The sequence below is a fragment of the Scytonema sp. HK-05 genome (genome assembly GCF_963872035.1).
Lineage (GTDB): Bacteria > Cyanobacteriota > Cyanobacteriia > Cyanobacteriales > Nostocaceae > Kalymmatonema.
On record NZ_CAWMYC010000091.1, the window covers coordinates 1 to 19,053 of the forward strand.

Genomic DNA, 19,053 nt, shown 5'->3' on the forward strand with positions numbered 1-19,053 from the left:
TTTGATTCCATCTGTGTCCATCTGTGTCCATCTGTGGTTAATTATTCTTTTTTTTTTTACTTTTGCAAGAAGTCTAATAAAATTAAATTTGGGATTTTAAATTCAATCCCAAATCTAACATTGCAACCGCTGATTAACGCGGATATGATGGAAAATTATCTGCGTTTATCTGCGGTTCAAAATTCTACCGTCCCAAATACCGACTAGCTAGCTGTATGGCGTCCATAATATCAACATCGCCATCGCGATCAGAATCGAGAAAAGAATTCAACACAGGATTTCCTCCTGCTTGAGGATTTTGAGAATGTGCTCCAGATTTCAACAGATTCAGCACCACAGGAACCAAAATCGGGAGTAATTGTTGAACGATACCAGCATTTAACCCTGTGCGCTGGGCAACAGTCTGAGCCAACTGCTGTTGTAAAAAAGGAGCGAAAAGTGAGTTAACCGCTTGAGGATTAGGCGAAGTACCGCCAAATTGATTCACCACACTTTGCGCTGCTTCATTACCTTCTGTGGCTTGCTTTTCTTGTAAAGCAGAACGCACATAGTTACCCACAATCCCCAAAGCAGATTGTATTGTTGAGGGGTCTGTACCAGTGCTATTACTCACTTGCTGCACGGTATTGAGAATATTACCCAATTGCCCGGCATTACCTTGCTGATTGGAATTGTCAATTGCATTGATAATTTGGTCAAAAAGTCCCATGAGCTTTTTCTCCTTGTTGACTTATGCTAACAAAACCAAATTTTGACATACCTGCCACTACTTGTTTCTGAGCATTTAGTAATAGATAAGCTTTTTCTAAAAAAAAATCTCCATTACATAAGCTTTATAGGCAAGGAACACTCTACGATGTGTGGTCTAATCATAAGAATAAAGGACTTCCAACTAAAAAAATCTCCAATTTGTAGTAATCCTGGAAACAATGGTGGGTTACGGCGTACTTTAGTTACCATGTAAAACCTCAACTGCCATGCGGCTAACCCACCCTACATAATGGATAATTTATTTTTTGGTACTCCCTAAGCGCTGTAACGCAAAATAACTTTGTCAACACCCTGGTGAAAAACATTGAAACTATTAAGATGGGAAGCATCTGGGTACGTATCCTTTAGTTTGTGCCAACCATGCCTGTGTCGCGCATAGTCACGCTGATTGTTGGTCTCATCGTCATCCTGGGACTCAGCCTGTGGCTGATTGATTCTCTAAGTCGGCTTTACTGGCAATTCTCCTACTCAGCGCCGTTGCTGGGTAATCTGCTACTACTGTTGTTCATTCTCCTTATAGCAGCTTTAATTGCTGTGTTTGTCTACTATGTGTTGGTGATTGCGCGAGGCGAGAATCGTCAGCGCCAACGCAGACAACGCCCAAGCGTACAAGTCCCTGCTGCTAAGTCTGAGGCTGCGTCTTCTACTTTAGATGCTGTCAGGCAACAGGTAGCGCAAATTCAAGATGAAGTTGCACGCCAAGCTTTATTGAGTAAGTCGCGGGAGATTGAGACGAATTTAGCTGGTGGCGAAATTCAAGTTGTAGTGTTTGGCACTGGAAGTGCTGGCAAAAGTTCTCTGGTGAATGCGGTGATGGGACGCATGGTGGGCAAGGTAGATGCACCAATGGGAACGACTCAGGTGGGGCAAACTTATTGTCTAAGGTTGAAGGGATTAGAGCGCAAAATTTTATTTACGGATACGCCAGGAATTTTAGAAGCAGGGGTGGCGGGAACTGACAGGGAACAACTGGCACGAGAACTGGCGACGGAAGCAAATTTACTGTTGTTTGTGGTGGATAATGACATCCGACAGTCAGAATTTGAGCCGTTACGAGCATTGGCAGAAATTGGAAAACGATCGCTGCTTGTCCTCAATAAAACTGATTTGTATACAGACGAGGACAAAGAAGCCATTTTAGCGAGGTTGCGTCAGCGAGTGCGGGGATTGATCGCAGCTAGTGATGTGGTGGCGATCGCCGCGAATCCCCAACCCGTACACCTGGAAAATAGCGAAATTTTCCAGCCTGAACCGGAAATTCTCCCCTTACTCCGGCGAATGGCGGCTATTTTACGGGCTGAGGGTGAAGATTTGGTGGCAGATAATATTCTCCTGCAATCCGTACGACTGGCAGAGGAAGCGAAGAAACTCATCGAAGCTCAACGTCGTCGTCAAGCTGACAAGATAGTAGAACGATTTCAGTGGATTGTTGCTGGCGTGGTTTCGGTGACGCCTCTACCAGTGGTGGATATGTTAGCAACAGCCGGTGTCAATGCTCAAATGGTAGTGGAAATTGGTAAAGTTTACGGCTGTGAATTGAATTTGGAACGTGGAAAGGAATTAGCGCTGTCTTTAGGGAAAACTCTTGCTAGTTTAGGCATTGTTAAGGGAGCTATACAGTTACTGACTACCGCCTTGCAGCTTAATGTCGCTACTTTTATTGTTGGGCGGGCAATTCAAGGCGTGACAGCGGCTTATTTAACGCGGATTGCTGGCAAAAGTTTTATTGAATATTTTCGTCATGATCAGGATTGGGGTGATGGTGGCATGACGGAAGTCGTGCAGCGACAGTTTCAACTCAATCGTCGGGATGAGTTTATTAAGAGGTTTATACAAGAGGCGATCGCACGGGTAGTGAAGCCTTTGCAAGATTCTGAGGTGCTCGAAGAAGAAAATGAAAAGGCTAGGGACTAGGGACTAACGGCTAATAACTACCGTCGTGAGATTCTCCTCACCTTGCCAGAGTCCGTGCGCTTTGCCCTCAGGCGGCGCTTTGCCCATCGCACGCGTGATCAAGCCTTAGATTTTGACATAGCCCAATCAGGAGTAAAGAATGAGGTTAGCAATTTAACAGATAAATCTCAGGTAGAGGAAAAGCAACCTGACAATAAATTTTCACAGTAGAAATACTGAAGAGTTCAGATACACTAATTGGCATAGAGACCAGGTTAGCAATATCGCGAGTATTGACAGCAGTGGCAATATTCCATACTTCATAGTTTCTTTCCATACTTCATACTTTCTTGAACATATTTGTAATCTTACGTACGTACGCAAATTACATTATCCGTAATAATAACTATAAAAAACTGACTCTTATTTAAGAACTTAGCGCTTTATTCAGCGCTGTTTTCATTTAATTTAATCAGGAATTCCGGAAACAGGGGGCAATGTTAGAAAACCTATATAAGCAGTGACTAAGTAACTAGCTAATGACGAACCACATGATCGGTAAAATATTACAAGGACGTTACCAAGTCGTCCAAACCCTGGGAGCAGGGGTATTTGGCGAAACATACGTTGCTGTAGACATTGAGAATCCAGAGAATCCTAAATGCGTTGTTAAACAGCTCAAGGTTATCAGTTTCCAACCAAGCTACTTACAAACCCTTAGGTTACGTTTTCTTACAGAAACCGAAACACTGAAGCACTTGGGACACCATGAGCAAATTCCCGAACTTTTATCCTGCTTTGAAGAACATGAACGCTTTTACTTAGTACAAGAGTTTGTGGAAGGGCATGCACTCACTGCGGAACTACCAATCGATCCCAATTTGGGTTATGTGTGGAGTGAAAGTGAAGTTATTCAATTTTTACAAGATGTTCTGTCGATTTTAGACTTTGTTCACTCTGAAGGTGTGATTCACTGCGACGTCAAGCCGGAAAATTTAATAAGACGCCCTTATGATGGCAAGTTAGTTCTCATTGATTTTGGTTCAATTCAGCCAATTGATTTTGAAATCCTCGATGAGGTCATGCCTTTAGATAGAATTCCTGTCACTTCGCTAGGTTACATACCACCAGAGCAATTTATTGGTCAGACACAACCTAACAGTGATATTTATGCTTTAGGCATGATTGCCATTCAGGCTTTCACAGGGCTAACACCGCTGCAATTGAAAGTAGATCCTCAAACAAATGAGATTATGTGGCGTTTTCAAAACACGCCAGTCAGCGATTATCTAGCTGCTGTGATCAGCCAAATGATTCGCTACGACTACAAAGAACGTTTCAAATCAGCAGGTGAAGCATTGCAGGCACTTCACCAAATGCCGTTGGAAGGTTCACCATCGTACATCATAGATGTTGATTACACCATTTTTTCAGAAGAATATGAAAAAAATCACCCAAAAGATCAACTAAATGTCAAGCGCAGACAATCGCTATCTCCAAATGCCTCTCCACTGTTGACAGGAATGAAGGTGGGGTTGGCGGCTAATTCATTGGTGATGGGATTTGGAGTCTACTCCATCATACATAACACTCCAACTTATTCAGAAACAGAAAAACTATATAAAGCAACTGAAGAATATCAAGGTGGGGATTTGGACGGAGCAATTGCTCTAGCTAAATCAATCCCCTTGAACAGTAATATTTATCCTGAGGCGCAAGCTAGCATTGACGAATGGCAAAAGCAATGGGATATTGCTGCCCAACAATACAATGCAGCCCAACAAGCTTTCAATGAGCATCGTTGGGCAGATGTAGTGCGTGCAGGATCTCAAGTTCCTGATATTTTGCATTGGCAATCACAAACAGATAAATTAGTTCAACAAGCACAAGCAAATCTTGAAGCACAAAGCAAAGATTTATTAGCCCAGGCTTATGAAAAAGCATCATTAAAAGATTTCAGTGGCGCTTTAGATTATCTCAGTCAAATTCCCGAAGAAAGTTCTGCAGGAACAATCGTTCAACAAAAGTTAGCTGAGTACAATCAGAAAAAGCAAATTAGAGCTGCTTACTTGTTACAAAAAGCTTACAACAAAGCAGCAGAGGGTGACTTTGACGCTGCTGTCAAGTTTCTCCAACAAGTTCCTAAAGATACTCCTGTATCTGCCACAGCTCAAGCTAAACTGATAGAATATTCTCAGAAACAGCGCATTGTGCAAGTTGAAGGTGAAAAAATAACTTCATCAGAAGGTGAAAAAATAGCTTCATCAAAAGCACCTGCTTCTGTAAACATGAATCAACCATTTATCAGCAACAGTTCTGCTACGAATATAAAATCTTTTGATTTAGGGAACCAATTACAAGAGGTAAATATTCGATAGTCAACAGTTAACAGTTAACAGTTAACAGTCAACAGTTAACAAACTTAAGTTATGGACTGATGACTGTGGACTCGGGACTCGGAACTAACTGTTGTTGTGCTTGATTACGGGCGTTTATTGCTTGTTGATAATCTGGCTTTATTTTAATTGCTTTATCGTATGAGGCGATGGCTTCTGAATAACGTTTTACATTAAACAGAGCATTGCCTCTACTATACCAACTTTCGTAATGTTTGGGTTCGTAATTAACTGATTTATTGTAGGATAAAATTGCTTCTTGGTATTTCTTTAAATTGTAAAGTGAATTTCCCAGGTTATACCATACTTGATAGTTTTTACGATTCAATTCAATTGCCTGATTATAGGATGTAACTGCTTCTTCGTAGCGTTTTATTTGATGTAGTGACCAGCCGCGACCATACCACGCTTGATAGTTCTTGCGATTGTATTTAATGACTTGTTCAAAAGATTCTATAGCTTCTGGATAGCGTTGCAAATTGATGAGTACATTACCTTTGGATAACCAAGCTTGGTAAAAAGTTGGCTTGTATTGTACCGCTTTGTCATAGGCTGCGATCGCATCTTGGTAGCGTTGCAAATTCACCAAGACATTGCCTCTGTTATACCAAGCTCTTTCATAGTCTTGCTTGAATTCAAGCACTTTATCATAAGCGGAAATTGCCTCATCATAACGTTTTAAATTTTGTAGCAATAATGCTTTATTGTACCAAGCTTCATAATATTCTTTATTAAATTCTATAGCTTTGTCATAAGATTTAAGCGCTTGGTCATATTCATTTAATTTAGTTAAAGCTTCTCCTTTAGCATTCCAGACTTCCGGATAGTTATTTTGTAATTGCAATGCTTTGTCAAAGGAAGCAATTGCTTCTTGGTATCTTTGCAACTTATTCAGTGTAAAACCACGCCCACTCCAAGCTGGCAAATAATCAGGCTCTAATTGAATTGTTTTATCATAGGCGGCAAGTGCTTCCTTATATTCTTTCAACTCATACAAAGTTTTACCTTGTCCATTTCTTGCTTGAGCGTATTCTGGTCTGATGTTCACCGCTTTTTCATATCTCGATAAAGCATCTTGATAACGTTGTAACTCGTATAGTGTGTTGGCTTGCTTATACAATTCGGTGGCATTAACAGAATTGATAGCATTGACAATATATATAGATGAACCTACACCTATTCCTATTAAACTCATGACACCTAAAAACTTTAACACTATATGTTTTTTAGGTTTAGTGATGGGTTTTAAAGTATTTTTTATAGGATTTTGCAATAAGGGAGAACTCAATGCCATTGTCTGAGATTGAGATTTGTTTAAATCATGCAAAGCTTGCAGGACAACCCCTGCAGAACCATAACGTTCCCGAAAGTCATAGCACACCATTTTGTCTAAAACTTTGGCAAAATCCTCACTAACAGAGGTATGTTGCCATATAATCTCACTCGTCTCTGCATCTAAATCGAGTTGCTCAGGAGATAAGCCAGTGAGTGCTTGTATACCAAGTATCCCTAAAGCATAAATATCACTACTGAATTTTGGATTTCCTTGAGCTTGTTCGCTAGGAATGTATCCAGGAGTCCCGATAGCAACGGTAAATTTTGTTTTTCCATTAGGAGTAATGACTTGGGTTGTGATTTGTTTGACGGCTCCAAAGTCAATCAAAACTAACTTGTTATCTGGCTTGCGTCTAATGATATTTCGGGGATTGATATCACGGTGAATGACCTTTTGGCGATGGACAAACTCTAAAATATCCAAAATTTCTTGTAACAGGCAAATAACTTGGTCTTGACTTAGGGGTTTTCCTGGTATTATTTCTTGACTAAGGTCATGACCTTCTATAAATTCCTGTACGAGATAGAATTCTTGGTTCTCCTCAAAGTAGGCTAGAAGTTGAGGAATACGGTCATGAGTGCCTAATTGATACAGAACTTGAGCTTCTGTATCAAATAAGCGTCTGGCTGTTTGCAAAGTATCAGGGTCATTAGCTTGGGGCTTGAGTTTTTTGACTACACATTGAGGTGATCCAGGTAAGTGAGTATCACAAGCAACAAACGTTTCACCAAATCCCCCTCCTCCCAAATGACTAATAATTTGGTATCGTCCAACAAGTGTCTTTCCCAACATTTGGTTAGCCTAGTTTAATGCAGTATGGTCTGATTCCCATCTTGCCACAGCTTCTCTTTTGGGTCGATGAGAACGGTGACGGTAGACGAAGCGAGTATTGAAGGGGATGAGGGGGACAAAGAGAATAACTAATAACTAATAACTAATAACAAATTGATATGATTCCTATTAGCGATAACATTTTCTTTTTCACGCGTAGAAAGCCAATAATTATTTACTGTCTGATTGGTATCAACATTGCCCTCTTCTTATGGGAACTGAAACTAGAACTTGGTGATGAATTAGGCAATTTTGTAAATAGCTTGGGTCTGGTTCCAGCACAAATCAGTACAGCCAGTGCAAATGCAGTTGGTGGAAACTCAGCTGCTTGGATAGTTGTACTAATGCGTTCGACTTCACTGCTTACAGGAATGTTCCTTCACGGCAGTTTTAGTCAAATTTTAGGAAATTTGATATTTTTGTGGGTTTTTGGCAAAACTCTCGAAAATATTCTGGGGTCCAGACGATTTTTATTATTTTACTTGGTTGCTGGCATCCTGACCGGGCTAGTACAAATTTTAGCTGAACCGAGTTTAACAGTGCCATTGATTGGTGCAAATGGGGTGATTACAGCTATTTTAGGAGCGTATGTCTTTAAGTTTCCTAAAGCTAAAATTGATACTATCCTACCCCTTTTGATTATATTTATTCCCGTACAACTACCAGCTTCTTTCTATCTATTTTGGTGGTTTGTGCAACAGATTTCTTACGGAATTGGTAGTTTAAATATTCCTGGTGGTGTTAACCCACTTAGCATTGGCTATTTGGCGCAAATTGCGGGCTTGTTTATTGGTGCAGCTTTCATCAACCTACTGCAAAGATTTTAGCTGGTTTACTAGGGAGTTTGAGGAGCTATAATTCCCCACCATAATCTTCGATGAGGAAAAATAAACAAACAATAGCAAAAACTGGCTAGTACGTGACGGCGTAAATAGGGCAATCATTTAAAATCCCTAAAAAGCCCATTGCATAATACTTTTGAATGCGTGAATGCGTGAATGCGTGACTTCCGCCTTGCGGTACTAGTTCCTCTCTAGTTGGTTAAGTGAGGAATGAACAGCAGCTTGGCTAGAGACAACCAGGTATAGACCGATGAGAACTACAGCAAAACCGACCCAATGAGAGAAACTCAACTTTTCCCAAAATATGACAAAAGCGAAAACTCCAGCAAAAACTGGCTCTAGGAGATGAAACAGAGAGACGACGACTGAGGACAACTTTTCCAGGCTGTATATCAAAAGTCCGTGACCTAAAACTTGGCAGACGAGGGAAAAGCAAATGACTGCTAGCCACCCTCCAAACGTTGAGGGGAAAAATTTATCTCCACTCAATAGAACTATAGGAAACAGGACTACGGTAGCGATCGCACAGATCCACAACTGGATGGTTATAGGACTGAATTTGGTTCGCAGTTGTTCTACAACGAGCAGGTACGCCGCCAAGAAAACCGCAGATATAATAGCAGCTACGTCTCCAAGTAGATTGTTGGGAGCTCCTCCAAGCTGCTCTAGTTCAATGACGATCGCTCCCCCAATAGCGAGCGCCATGCCAATCAGGAATTGGCGGTTGAAGCCCACAGAGAATAATAGCCACGCCCCCAAGCTGGTAAATATCGGGGAGAGATTATGCAATAGACTTGAGATAGCAACGCTGGTTTGAGTCAGTGACCAAGCGACGAGGACTAAGGAGGTAGCAAAAAAAGTCCCAGCACCCAGCAATAACAAAAAGTCCTGACGGGTGTATGGCTCCTGTTGGACAGATTTGTCGTCCCAAAACCACTGACGTATCGTCAAGCCACTATGCCACAACCCGAAGACGACACTACCGAGCCAAAAACGATTAAATACAGTGGCAATGGGGCTGAGTTCGTATTCACTCCATCTAATGAAGATAGCACCAAAAGATATGGCGATTACGCCGAGAAATAATGCAATGCTGACTATCGCTGGTGCTTTGAACGACTGTTGCTCTGATAATTTCAGTTGATTTGTCATTATATAGCAGTCCTATTTGAGTTGTAAATTGCCGAATGAGGGCGCTTAACAGGGAACAGGGAACAAAAATTTTTATAAATTATTTAGGATTGCTATAGTAAAGGGCAATGTTTGAGCTTCTCCATCTTTCTACTGAAATGACAGCAGTTCAAATGCTGTCTTAAAATATTGGTGTCACTTCACGATATTATCTATATTTTTTTTACAGTACCAGCAGGAAAAGTTTATTTTGCGACAGATAACCTTGTGCTAGCAACAAAAAAGCCTCTCGTTTGAGAGGCTGAAATTGTTCCGTAAAAAAGTATCAAACTACACTAATACAATGGCAGCGACTGCTCCTGCAATTGCTGAGAATATGCCTGATACAAGCGCTGTAGCAAATAGCCACCAAGCTGCTGATGCAGCGGCTTTGCGTGTTTCTTCGGCTTGGCGTTGTGCTTGATGCTTCACTTCTTCTAAGCGTCGCTGTGCTTCTTGCTGGATGCGTTCTGCCCGTTGCAAGACGCTGTTTCGTGCGCGTTCGATTTGGTCGATGATGCGGTTAGCGTCTTCCTCCGAGATATCCTCGCGGGAACTCATAATTGCGACTAGGGTATCGCGGTTGAATGAAGATAGGCGATCGCGCAATGCATCAAACCCTGCTTGTGGGTCATCAAACAATGTGCGAACATCGCGCTTAATGCTATCGTAGTTCAGTTCTGGGCGATCCAAAGAGTTGAGGTAGTCGCGAATGCGGGCAAAAATTCCATCAATCACATCTTGAATGCGCCGCTGAATACCCCGCACTTGTTCCACGAACTGGTCACGCACCGATATCATGGTATCCGCAATTTGTGCCGCTTCGTCATCTGTTAAGTCTTCCCGCAGTTTCAGCAGGGTAATAATGGTGGAGCGGTCAAAATGCGAAAGGCGATCGCCTATACTTTCTATCCCCACTTGTGGATCGTGCAACAACAGATATAAGTCGCGCTTGATACCTTCTGGGTTCAGTTCTTCCTTGCCACTCCCCCGCAGGTACGCTTCCAGATAAGCTTGGAAATTTTGCACACTTTGCTGAGTTCGGGTGGCTAGGCGACGAGGCGCACGTATCATGTCGCGAATGGAAGTTTGCACAGAATCGATGACCTGATTGACTTGCTCTTCACTCAAGTCCTGACGTTGACTCAGCAGTTTTACTAAGGTATCTCTATCAACCTGTGATAACCGACGACGCAGTGCAACAACTCCTTGTTGCGGATTTTGGAACAGTCTATTCAAATCCCGCTGAATTCCTTCGGGGTTGAGTTCGTCTTTGCCAGTGTTCCGCAGGTAGTCTGTGATCGTGGTTGTTACGGAGTCATATTGCTCCTTAGCTTTATCTGCCACGGTTCTGGGCACATGACGAATGCTACTCCAGTTTTCCTCAACACTGTCAAGGATTTGGTTAGCTTGGTCTTCGCTCAAGTCTTGCCGCTGACTCAGTAATTTTACTAAAGTATCACGGTCAAAACGAGACAAACGCGCCCTAATTGCCGTAACTCCTGCTTGCGGGTCGTCTAAAAGTCTTTTCAACTCAGCTTGGATAGCATCAGGGTTGAGTTCTTCTTTGCCTGTGTTCCGCAGATAAGATTTTAAATTCAGCCACAGCGATTCAGCTTGATATTTCGCTTGGTCTGCAATTCCTTTGGATTCGACTAAAACTTGATCCCGTTGTTTTTCCAACTGCTCAAGGATTGTGTCTGCTTCCTCAGGATTAATGTCATTGCGCTCTAGGAGGATTTCCCGCATTTCCTGGCGGTCAAACTGAGCAAGTCGCCGAGATAGAGTTTCGTAATCTGCGTCTTGATCTTCCAGCAGGGGTTTGAAATCCCGGTGTATGCCTTCCGCAGTCAAATCTGATTTAGGGGTAACGAGGAGATAGCTTTCGACTCGGCGTTGCAAGTCTTGGACGACCTCTTTTTCTTCCTCTGCGATCGCCGAGAGTAGCACTTCTTGGCGGATCACTTCCAACCGATCTGCTATACGCTGAATTTCTGTTTGGGTCAACAGACCCCTTTGTTTGAGAATATTTACAAAATCAGTCCGAGAAAGTTGCTCTAACTCTCGCCGCACTGTTCCGGGATCAGCAGCTGGATCGTAAAGAACGTCACGAAATTCTTGGGCACTTTTTTCTGAATTCAGCTGCCAAGAATGTGCGTTGAGCAGGTAGTTTTCCACATCAGCACGAATCGGGCTATAAGGCTGCTTTGGCGTGGGAAGACCTAACTTATCTGCTTGATCTGTGACTTTATCTTTAGCGTTTGTGATCGCACCTAGGATTTTTTCTACATCTATGTCTGACAAATCAGCTCGTCCCAACACAACGCCAGTCAACGAGGTTATTGCCTGCTGGACTGTCCGTTGAATTGGACCAGGAGTCGCTTCTTGGGTTGCCCTTTGGTTAGCGTCTTTTGTAGCACGCATTTCTGCCATCAGCTGATCCAGCTTGGCATTGAGTTCATCTGTCCGGGTTTGTCCGGGTGCCATTGATTTGAGATAGTTAACCAATTCTCCCAGGCGGTCTTGTGTTGGTTGTTGTTGACCGACAACTTGTTTCCAAACGCCATATAAGGTGTCAGCAATACGGTTAATTTCTTTCTTTGAAAGGTCAGTGCGACTGCTGATTAAATCGACAAACTTTTGGCGGTCTATATTGCGGATATCTGGACTGCCGGCGATCGCCTTGAGTTGTGGGTCGTTCAGTAACCTTTCAAATTCGCCCCGAATCTTGGATATATCTAGTTCTGGCGGGCGTACCATTTCTAAATAATCTTCTACCTTATCCCTGATAGTGCCGGGGTCGATCGCGCTGCCTAGTTCCCGACGCACGGCGGACGCTGCTGCTTCCGCTGTTGCTACCACTTGCTGATTAACAGCTTTTGCCCCCAACGCGGCGGTTGCTGTCCCCAGAATCGCCTGTAACCCGGAAGTTGCTGTGTTGACTAACGAGCCAATTAAGGAACCCACCGTGGTTGAACTCACCCACACCAGCAGTAAGAAGTACGCTCCCCAAATCACCAACCCTAGAATTGCTCCCTTTACTGGAGACCAATCTCCAAAAAGACTGAGTCTCACCGCTAGGAAACAAGCAATGGCAAGCGCAATAGTCACAGTGATTAATGTCCACAATCCCACCGCCGTGCCTATTTTGCGAATGGTACCGCCCACACTTCCAACTTCTCCATCATGATCTCCATCTGAATCAGATGAACGACCTAGGTAGGAAATCCCAGCAGCAACTGAGAGGTTTGTGAGAACTAATTGTAAGGCAAAAGCCAGGATCACACCTGAGACTAAAGCGAAAAAAAAGTGTGGTCCAAATCCAAAAGAGACATCTGTCTGGTTAGTCACTGGCGCTTGTGCCACCCAAAAGAGCGACTTATACAGTGCCAGTATAATATGCGTACTTTGAAACATCCTACTTATTCCTTCCTCTATACCTCAAGTCGGTGGGGATTAAAAGTTTACGTGAGAATAAATTTTGTATCTGTCATAATACCCAACTCTTGAGCTATACAATCGTGGAATCATGGTGCTTTCAGCATCTCTCCAAAGTTTGAAAATCTTCTACTGCATGGTATGAAGTTTTTCTACCTAATTCAATCAGTAACAAAAACAAGAGTGTAATGAAGGCAAAAAGAAGGCAAAAATGCGAATTATCTGTTGTGAAGTGAAAAATCGGGAATTTTATCCCTTGCTCTTTTTTTATCCTTCTTTGTTAGTTCTACATTAGATTCCTTACAAAAATTGATAAATTCCCAAGAGACTATAACTCACTGACTCACAAGCAAAGCTTACGGAGGTAGGCTTTTAAGCCTTAAGTCCAAGCCTGGGGAATTGAATTTGTCTAGCGGTGATTTTAGTGATTGGGTACCTACTATGGTGACAAATATTTTCTTTTTTATTTTTCATCGCTTTTTAACAGGAATTGATTAAGTAAAATCTAGCTTTTCGTTAACCTTGTTACATTTATTTACAAATACTTTTTTTTGCACTCTCTGTAGGTGGATTTATCCAAGAAAACACTGTTCAGATAATCGTCCACAAGAGGTGCTGATAGTTTGTGCCCATTGACAGAAAGCAGCCCAGTTGTAAATAGCTACAGTAAAGTCAAGAAACAAATTGAACTTGAACCAGGAAAAAAAATGCAAAGTCGTGAAACTCGTCCTGCTACCGATTTACCACCCGTTGCTACAGAATATAACGGCGTAGATCGCAATGCTTTTCTATTTGGCTGGAATCCTCAAGCTGAACTGTGGAACGGTCGCTTGGCAATGATTGGTTTTCTAGCTTACTTGCTTTGGGATTTGGCTGGTTTCAGCGTCCTGCGTGACGTCCTGCACTTGATTGGCTACTAAAGATTGAATTCCTAAAAACCAACTTAATCTTGGAGAAAAAACAATGGAAACTCGTCCTGCTACTGATTTACCACCCGTTGCTAAAGAATATAACGGCGTAGACCGCAATGCTTTTCTATTTGGCTGGAATCCTCAAGCTGAACTGTGGAACGGTCGCTTGGCAATGATTGGTTTTCTTGCCTACCTGCTTTGGGATTTGGCTGGTTTCAGCGTCCTGCGTGACGTCCTGCACTTGATTGGTTACTAAAGATTGAATTCCTAAAAACCAACTTAATATTGGAGAAAAAACAATGGAAACTCGTCCCGCTACTGATTTACCACCCGTTGCTACAGAATATAACGGCGTAGACCGCAATGCTTTTCTGTTTGGCTGGAATCCCCAAGCTGAACTGTGGAACGGTCGCTTGGCAATGATTGGTTTTCTTGCCTACCTGCTTTGGGATTTGGCTGGTTTCAGCGTATTACGTGATGTTCTACACTTTATTGGATACTAGTCATCAGTTAGAGTTGAGTAGCCCCCTCTTGGGGTGCTACTCATTCATTTCGTCTTGGTTTTGGCAGCCGGAACCAAAATCGGGAACCACCTTCTGGACGAGGGGAATAACCAATCTCGCCTCCCCAACGTTCAACTGTAATGCGGCAAGAATAAAGCCCTAGCCCAACTCTACCTGATTTACCTTTTCCTTGAGAGAACTTTTGAAATAAACTCTCTACATTTTCCGGAGGGACACCGGAACCTTCATCATCCACACTGACTAAAATATAATCTCCATCCTGTTCTAAACCAATTGTCACAGTAGACTCTAGTGGACTGTGACGAAAAGCGTTTTCTACCAAATTTGCAATCACCCTATCTAAACGCGATTCATCACCGATGACTCTCCAATCTGCTGTCACGTCAATATTGGCAGCTAGGCGTAACTGCATTTTGTTAAGTGCAAAAGAAGGAGATAAAAGTTGGATAATCTCCTGTGCAGATATCAGGGCACTCGGTGCCTTGTCAACATCGACTGCAAATGTCTCCAAGGATTTGACTTCAGCAGAAAATCCATCCAATATTTCCCGTATGAGCATTTCTTGCCTCTGGCATTGTATTTTACCGAGTTGTAAAATGTCTTTGACTGGTTGTGTGAAATTTTCAAACTGTAAGAGGCTAAGACAGCCATTAATACCACTTAATTGTCCTGCCATATCATGTATAATACAGTGAATCAAAACTTCTTTTTTCTGGTTTTCTTTCACAATATACTGATAATTTAATTGATTTTCTCGTGCTTTTTGAATAATATATTGCTTCTCGTTATAAGTTTCATCAAGCGATTCTATTAATAAATATTTTTTGCTATCTACATAAACGGCTATAGCTTCAAAATGATATTCTTTACCAGACAAATCAAGTTGATACCATATACCAGATTTTAATTTTTTTTCTCCTCTTAAGAGCCAAAATTCTTCAGCATCAATTAAAAAGTTTTCTAAAAATGGAAAGGCTTCTTTCAGTATAATCCCTGTTTCCAATACAACCTTTTGAGGACAAAAGTCAGTTAACCAATCTGGTACGGTTCCAGTGATGCTGAATGAATCAACATCTAGCCGTTCCAATACTAAAATATTCAATGCTGCCAAAATGTCTGCTGTCATAGAACCCTTGATGACTTAGACAAGCCGAAACCAAATTTTTTCAACCAATATCCAGTGATTCTCTATTATAGAGATTTTTTTCTACAGCAGTCTGGAAGAGTTTACTTGTTGTTGTATCATGCCTACATGAATCTCATCCCAGGTAGCATCTAACAGCAACACCCAATCTCCTTCCTGTGAGGAGAAAATATGGACATCTGCACAAATGCTGTATTCCGTTTTTATACAAGGCAAAAATAAAGGAAAATCATCTAGTGGTAAAAGACCTTCCAGAAAAAAAACTTGCTGTCCTACTTTCTTCCCTTCTTGTAAATTTGTAAGTCCGTATACTGATAGTTTACCGCCCCAACCTGACAAATAGCCATCTTTATTAACTAAAAGATAGGCAAGAGAACGTTGATCTATCATGAAATTGAGAAGATAAGCAGTAACCGGAACAGGAAAATCCAACATTATTTATCCCTCCAATATCCTATAAGCAAGAGTTTGGAAAGTTTTTTCTACACCAAAACCACTTTTTGCACTAGTTTTAATAACCGTCCAACCTTTCTGCCTCAGTTCGTCGATTTCGGAGTTACTTATTTCCCATTCATCAGCTAAATCCGATTTGTTTATTACCAAAATAAAGGGAACTTGACCAATTGTTTCTTCTACTCTGTTTTGTAAATTAAAGGCTTTTTCCAAAGTATTGTGTCGAGTTGCATCCACAACTAATAAATAACCTGAAGACCCTCGCAAGTAGGACATCCGCACTTTCTGAAAATCGTCTTCTCCATACAGATCCCAAAGAATAAGATTTAACTCTTTATCTCCAACATTAACTGTTTTTTTGTCAATTTTTACCCCGACAGTAGTCTGGTACTTATCAGAAAAAATGCTATTAACAAAACGTGATACTAAACTAGTTTTCCCCGTGGCAAATGCACCCACCATACAAATTTTCTTTTGGAGCATATAGGGATAATCCTTATTTAGCTTGGTCAGACAGTAAGATTTTAAAAGATACTCTGCGGCTCAATTTCTTATCTTCTACCAATCCCGAACGTAAAGGTTGGCTGTCAGCCACACCTATAGTAGTGAAATTGCTCGTATTGATTCCTTGGGAAGATAAATAAGAAAGGATTTTATTGGCACGGGCTTGACTGAGTGCGATGTTTCTTGTTTCTGTTCCAGTTATATCAGTGTGTCCCACTATTTGAATACCTACATTTTTATCAACGTATTTGGCAGCATCCAAAAGTTTTTGTATTTGCAGTACAAGATTGTTAAGTTTCTTATCTTCCCCTGGGAAAAACTCTGTTGTTCCTTCAGAAAAAAATAGCAATTCTTGTTCAATCTGATTTTTATATGACTCAAGATGCTTTAGTTCTATGTCAATAAGATTATTATCCTGAAATTGAGTAATTCCAGGAATAAAACGCCATAATTTCCTCGCTTCTAAAATCCACTGACGAGGTGCAGAACCACTGACATAAAGAATACCTTTTTCATCTACTTTCACGGCTACAGTTTTTGGAGGTTGAAGTAATTCCTCAGCTCTTTTGCTAATAATTGCTGGTTCAAACGACAGGAAAGGCGTCCAATGGCTGATAACTGTTTTGGGACTGAGATTTGCTTGTTTTATCAGCATCTTGGGGTCTACTGCTAATGGATCGCGCATTCCAGAAATAAAATATTTTCCACCTCGCTTGTCAGCTTTAATCACAACAATTCCAGGGTGAGTGTTCAGTTTTTCCAAGTAGGCATTCCAACGCAGATGATCTCGAATAGCAAAAAAGCTCCAAATTCCCAAACCAATAGCTACTGTGCCTAATAAAGTCCGGGCAGAGATATAATTTTTTTTTGTTGGAGCTTGATACCGAGCCTCCAAACAAGCTTCTATCTCAGGTCTACTGGCTACAAATGGCTCTGTTTCTCCTTCAAAAAAAATAAGTTCTCTGTTTAGCTTCAGATGAATTTTTTCTATTGCTTCTTGAAAAACTAATCTTAATTCTTGGGGAGCAGTTCCCCGAATTATACCTGCCAGTACTGCCTGTGGTCCTTCTTCAATCCAAATGGTGAGTTCTCCAAAGTGCAAACTTTGAAGCCCATCATTTTTTTGTGTATTGAAAGAGTCTTTGACAAAATCTTGAATAGCCGTCAACATGGCTGAAACCAAATCCGGATCTTGAGCGCTGACTTTTGGCGCTACTGTATGTTGCAGCATTAATCCGGTTTTTTTATGAATCAGGAATACCTGTTCCACCCGATAAATAAGCGTGCGAAGCAGCACAACCTCGGCAAATGTTTTACCTGTCTGTCGGGCTTCTAATCTCCACTTGAGGCTTTGTGGAGAAAAGCTTTGCTCTAAAGAAGCATCTAAAGATTGAACCATTCCTTCGAGAGCTGCGGTAATAGCCTTGCGAATGGCTGGTCCCATTATGGGAAAAATCGCAGTTGACAAAATATTTAAATCTTGTTTAACAGAGGATTGAATGGCGTGTTCAACAGTAGGCACTATTGCTTCGCCCAGTTGTTTATCTTGCATTGTTCGCAAAATAACCGCCTCTGGAAGCAATCGGCTGATATCTTCTGCTTTTATCTGTGGGTTATCTAATCGCTCGTATAATTTGTTTAGTTTAGCTGGTTCAATACCAAAAAGCAAACTACGGAGTTCACTCAGTTCATCGTTAGGCTGTACGTGATTGTTATTTGAGTAGTCATTAGTCATTAGTCATTAGTCATTAGTCATTAGTTATTAGTTATTAGTTATTAGTTATTAGTTATTAGTTATTAGTGACTTGTTAGTTCTTAGTTGTTAGTTGTCATTAAGTACGACTAACTACTAACTAATAAGCCTTATTATTGTTGAGAATTCAAGCGGATAGCTAGTTCTGAGAAGAGAGCAGCGAGTGAGGAACGGTCTGTTTTCGCAATACGAAGTTCTTGAGATTCTTGTTGCACTAAAGCCACAATTTCTTCGTATTTTTGCCGGATATCATCCTGTAGGCTTTTAGATTGGTTAAGAATTTGCTCACGAACTTCTCGCTGGCTGTTGGCAGTTTGTTCTTCAAATTGGGCAATTCTTTTTTCTAAAGACATCGTTATATTTTTGTTTCCTTCAGCAACTGCTTTTACTACTTCACCGCGTTCTATTTGCTCGTTTTTTAGCCGATCTGCTATGGACTCAACCTCTTTCTTAATGTACGTTTCTAGGGAATCTAAACGTTTTCTTGTTTCATCCCGTAAATCAGCAGATTCTTTAACCAGACGCTCTTCTAAGCGGGTAAACCTTTTTTCCACCTCCCGCATCTGATGACCAAAAAGAATATCTCTGACTTTTGCTAAACTGTGGCTTTCTCCCATATCTGTACTACTATCTGTACTATGAAAGAGAGGAATATTTGTATTTTGGTTGGACCCTGCTTGAGGTGGTTCTACCATACTATGATTGCTATGTTCTCCTTCGGGCGGGTTCATGTTATTAATCCTTTCGGGATTGCAATGAGTTGTGCATTTGCTTGTTTTCTGACATCTTATGTGATGTGTTTGTACTTCCCTAGAAATAGTTCTGGGCTATACTCCGTAGGGTAGCATCTTTGAATCATAAAGCAAGTCGTCTCCTCCGGAGAGTTTCAATGGTTATTGAAACAATTTCACTCCTTCAAAGATTTGAAGGAGTGAAAATTTTCTTTATAAAACTTAAAATTTTTCAAAAATATTTAAATTTTCATAGAAATACTTTAAATAAGAAGCATCGCCACAGAATTTATTCAGCATACACTTAATCCACTAAGAATCACGCTTAGCGTGTGCCTGTGGTACTTAGCGGGTTC

General features: G+C 41.3%; 16 protein-coding genes. 6 read left to right on the plus strand and 10 right to left on the minus strand.

What is annotated here, in order from left to right:
• Nucleotides 1-184 precede the first annotated feature (184 nt).
• On the minus strand, nucleotides 185-709 hold the full coding sequence (locus AACT52_RS11670) for a DUF937 domain-containing protein (RefSeq protein WP_073631031.1): 525 nt from the start codon (nucleotides 707-709) through the stop codon (nucleotides 185-187).
• Between the two features lie 422 nt (nucleotides 710-1,131).
• Here AACT52_RS11670 and AACT52_RS11675 point away from each other — a divergent pair, with 422 nt between their 5' ends.
• Entirely contained in the window at nucleotides 1,132-2,685 is a 1,554-nt protein-coding gene (locus AACT52_RS11675; RefSeq protein WP_073631035.1) for a YcjF family protein, read from the plus strand.
• A gap of 145 nt (nucleotides 2,686-2,830) precedes the next feature.
• Here the strand turns inward: AACT52_RS11675 and AACT52_RS11680 are convergent, their stop codons facing one another.
• Complete coding sequence (locus AACT52_RS11680) at nucleotides 2,831-3,001, minus strand: hypothetical protein (protein WP_158054609.1); 171 nt, start codon at nucleotides 2,999-3,001, stop codon at nucleotides 2,831-2,833.
• A 202-nt stretch (nucleotides 3,002-3,203) separates the two neighbouring features.
• Here AACT52_RS11680 and AACT52_RS11685 point away from each other — a divergent pair, with 202 nt between their 5' ends.
• A complete protein-coding gene (locus tag AACT52_RS11685) occupies nucleotides 3,204-5,042 on the plus strand; it encodes a serine/threonine-protein kinase (RefSeq protein ID WP_073631038.1) in 1,839 nt (612 codons plus the stop codon).
• A gap of 49 nt (nucleotides 5,043-5,091) precedes the next feature.
• On the opposite strand, the gene AACT52_RS11690 is transcribed toward AACT52_RS11685, so the two are convergent.
• Nucleotides 5,092-7,188, minus strand: a complete 2,097-nt coding sequence (locus tag AACT52_RS11690; RefSeq protein WP_073631040.1) for a tetratricopeptide repeat protein — start codon at nucleotides 7,186-7,188, stop codon at nucleotides 5,092-5,094.
• Between the two features lie 158 nt (nucleotides 7,189-7,346).
• Between AACT52_RS11690 and AACT52_RS11695 the strand changes: the two genes are divergently transcribed.
• Complete coding sequence (locus tag AACT52_RS11695; protein ID WP_073631042.1) at nucleotides 7,347-8,054, plus strand: rhomboid family intramembrane serine protease; 708 nt, start codon at nucleotides 7,347-7,349, stop codon at nucleotides 8,052-8,054.
• A 195-nt stretch (nucleotides 8,055-8,249) separates the two neighbouring features.
• Here AACT52_RS11695 and AACT52_RS11700 read toward each other — a convergent pair whose 3' ends face one another.
• Together AACT52_RS11700 and AACT52_RS11705 are read right to left on the minus strand one after the other, a co-directional pair.
• The gene (locus tag AACT52_RS11700) at nucleotides 8,250-9,221 is read right to left on the minus strand and encodes a DMT family transporter (RefSeq protein WP_083630262.1); all 972 of its coding nucleotides are present in this window, start codon (nucleotides 9,219-9,221) and stop codon (nucleotides 8,250-8,252) included.
• A gap of 309 nt (nucleotides 9,222-9,530) precedes the next feature.
• The gene (locus AACT52_RS11705; RefSeq protein ID WP_073631043.1) at nucleotides 9,531-12,656 is read right to left on the minus strand and encodes a tripartite tricarboxylate transporter TctB family protein; all 3,126 of its coding nucleotides are present in this window, start codon (nucleotides 12,654-12,656) and stop codon (nucleotides 9,531-9,533) included.
• A 728-nt stretch (nucleotides 12,657-13,384) separates the two neighbouring features.
• On the opposite strand from AACT52_RS11705, the gene AACT52_RS11710 reads away from it, so the two are divergent.
• The 3 genes from AACT52_RS11710 to AACT52_RS11720 are packed head-to-tail and all read left to right on the plus strand — an operon-like array spanning nucleotide 13,385 to nucleotide 14,091.
• On the plus strand, nucleotides 13,385-13,597 hold the full coding sequence (locus AACT52_RS11710; RefSeq protein WP_073631191.1) for a chlorophyll a/b-binding protein: 213 nt from the start codon (nucleotides 13,385-13,387) through the stop codon (nucleotides 13,595-13,597).
• Nucleotides 13,598-13,640: 43 nt separating this feature from the next.
• Nucleotides 13,641-13,844: a chlorophyll a/b-binding protein gene (locus AACT52_RS11715; protein ID WP_073631045.1), complete on the plus strand. Its 204-nt coding sequence runs from the start codon at nucleotides 13,641-13,643 to the stop codon at nucleotides 13,842-13,844.
• A gap of 43 nt (nucleotides 13,845-13,887) precedes the next feature.
• A complete protein-coding gene (locus tag AACT52_RS11720; protein ID WP_073631047.1) occupies nucleotides 13,888-14,091 on the plus strand; it encodes a chlorophyll a/b-binding protein in 204 nt (67 codons plus the stop codon).
• Nucleotides 14,092-14,131: 40 nt separating this feature from the next.
• Here AACT52_RS11720 and AACT52_RS11725 read toward each other — a convergent pair whose 3' ends face one another.
• The 5 genes from AACT52_RS11725 to AACT52_RS11745 all read right to left on the minus strand — a co-directional run bounded on the left by AACT52_RS11725 (nucleotide 14,132) and on the right by AACT52_RS11745 (nucleotide 18,697).
• Nucleotides 14,132-15,250 (minus strand): sensor histidine kinase, encoded by a 1,119-nt coding sequence (locus AACT52_RS11725; RefSeq protein ID WP_096549405.1) that lies wholly within the window; start codon nucleotides 15,248-15,250, stop codon nucleotides 14,132-14,134.
• 69 nt (nucleotides 15,251-15,319) lie between these two features.
• Nucleotides 15,320-15,691, minus strand: a complete 372-nt coding sequence (locus tag AACT52_RS11730; protein ID WP_073631051.1) for a hypothetical protein — start codon at nucleotides 15,689-15,691, stop codon at nucleotides 15,320-15,322.
• A 3-nt stretch (nucleotides 15,692-15,694) separates the two neighbouring features.
• Nucleotides 15,695-16,192 carry a Rab family GTPase gene (locus AACT52_RS11735; protein WP_073631053.1) on the minus strand — a complete coding sequence of 166 codons (498 nt, stop codon included), beginning with the start codon at nucleotides 16,190-16,192 and terminating at the stop codon, nucleotides 15,695-15,697.
• Nucleotides 16,193-16,205: 13 nt separating this feature from the next.
• Complete coding sequence (locus tag AACT52_RS11740) at nucleotides 16,206-17,948, minus strand: OmpA family protein (RefSeq protein ID WP_073631055.1); 1,743 nt, start codon at nucleotides 17,946-17,948, stop codon at nucleotides 16,206-16,208.
• A gap of 131 nt (nucleotides 17,949-18,079) precedes the next feature.
• Nucleotides 18,080-18,697 carry a hypothetical protein gene (locus AACT52_RS11745; protein WP_073631057.1) on the minus strand — a complete coding sequence of 206 codons (618 nt, stop codon included), beginning with the start codon at nucleotides 18,695-18,697 and terminating at the stop codon, nucleotides 18,080-18,082.
• Nucleotides 18,698-19,053 lie beyond the last annotated feature (356 nt).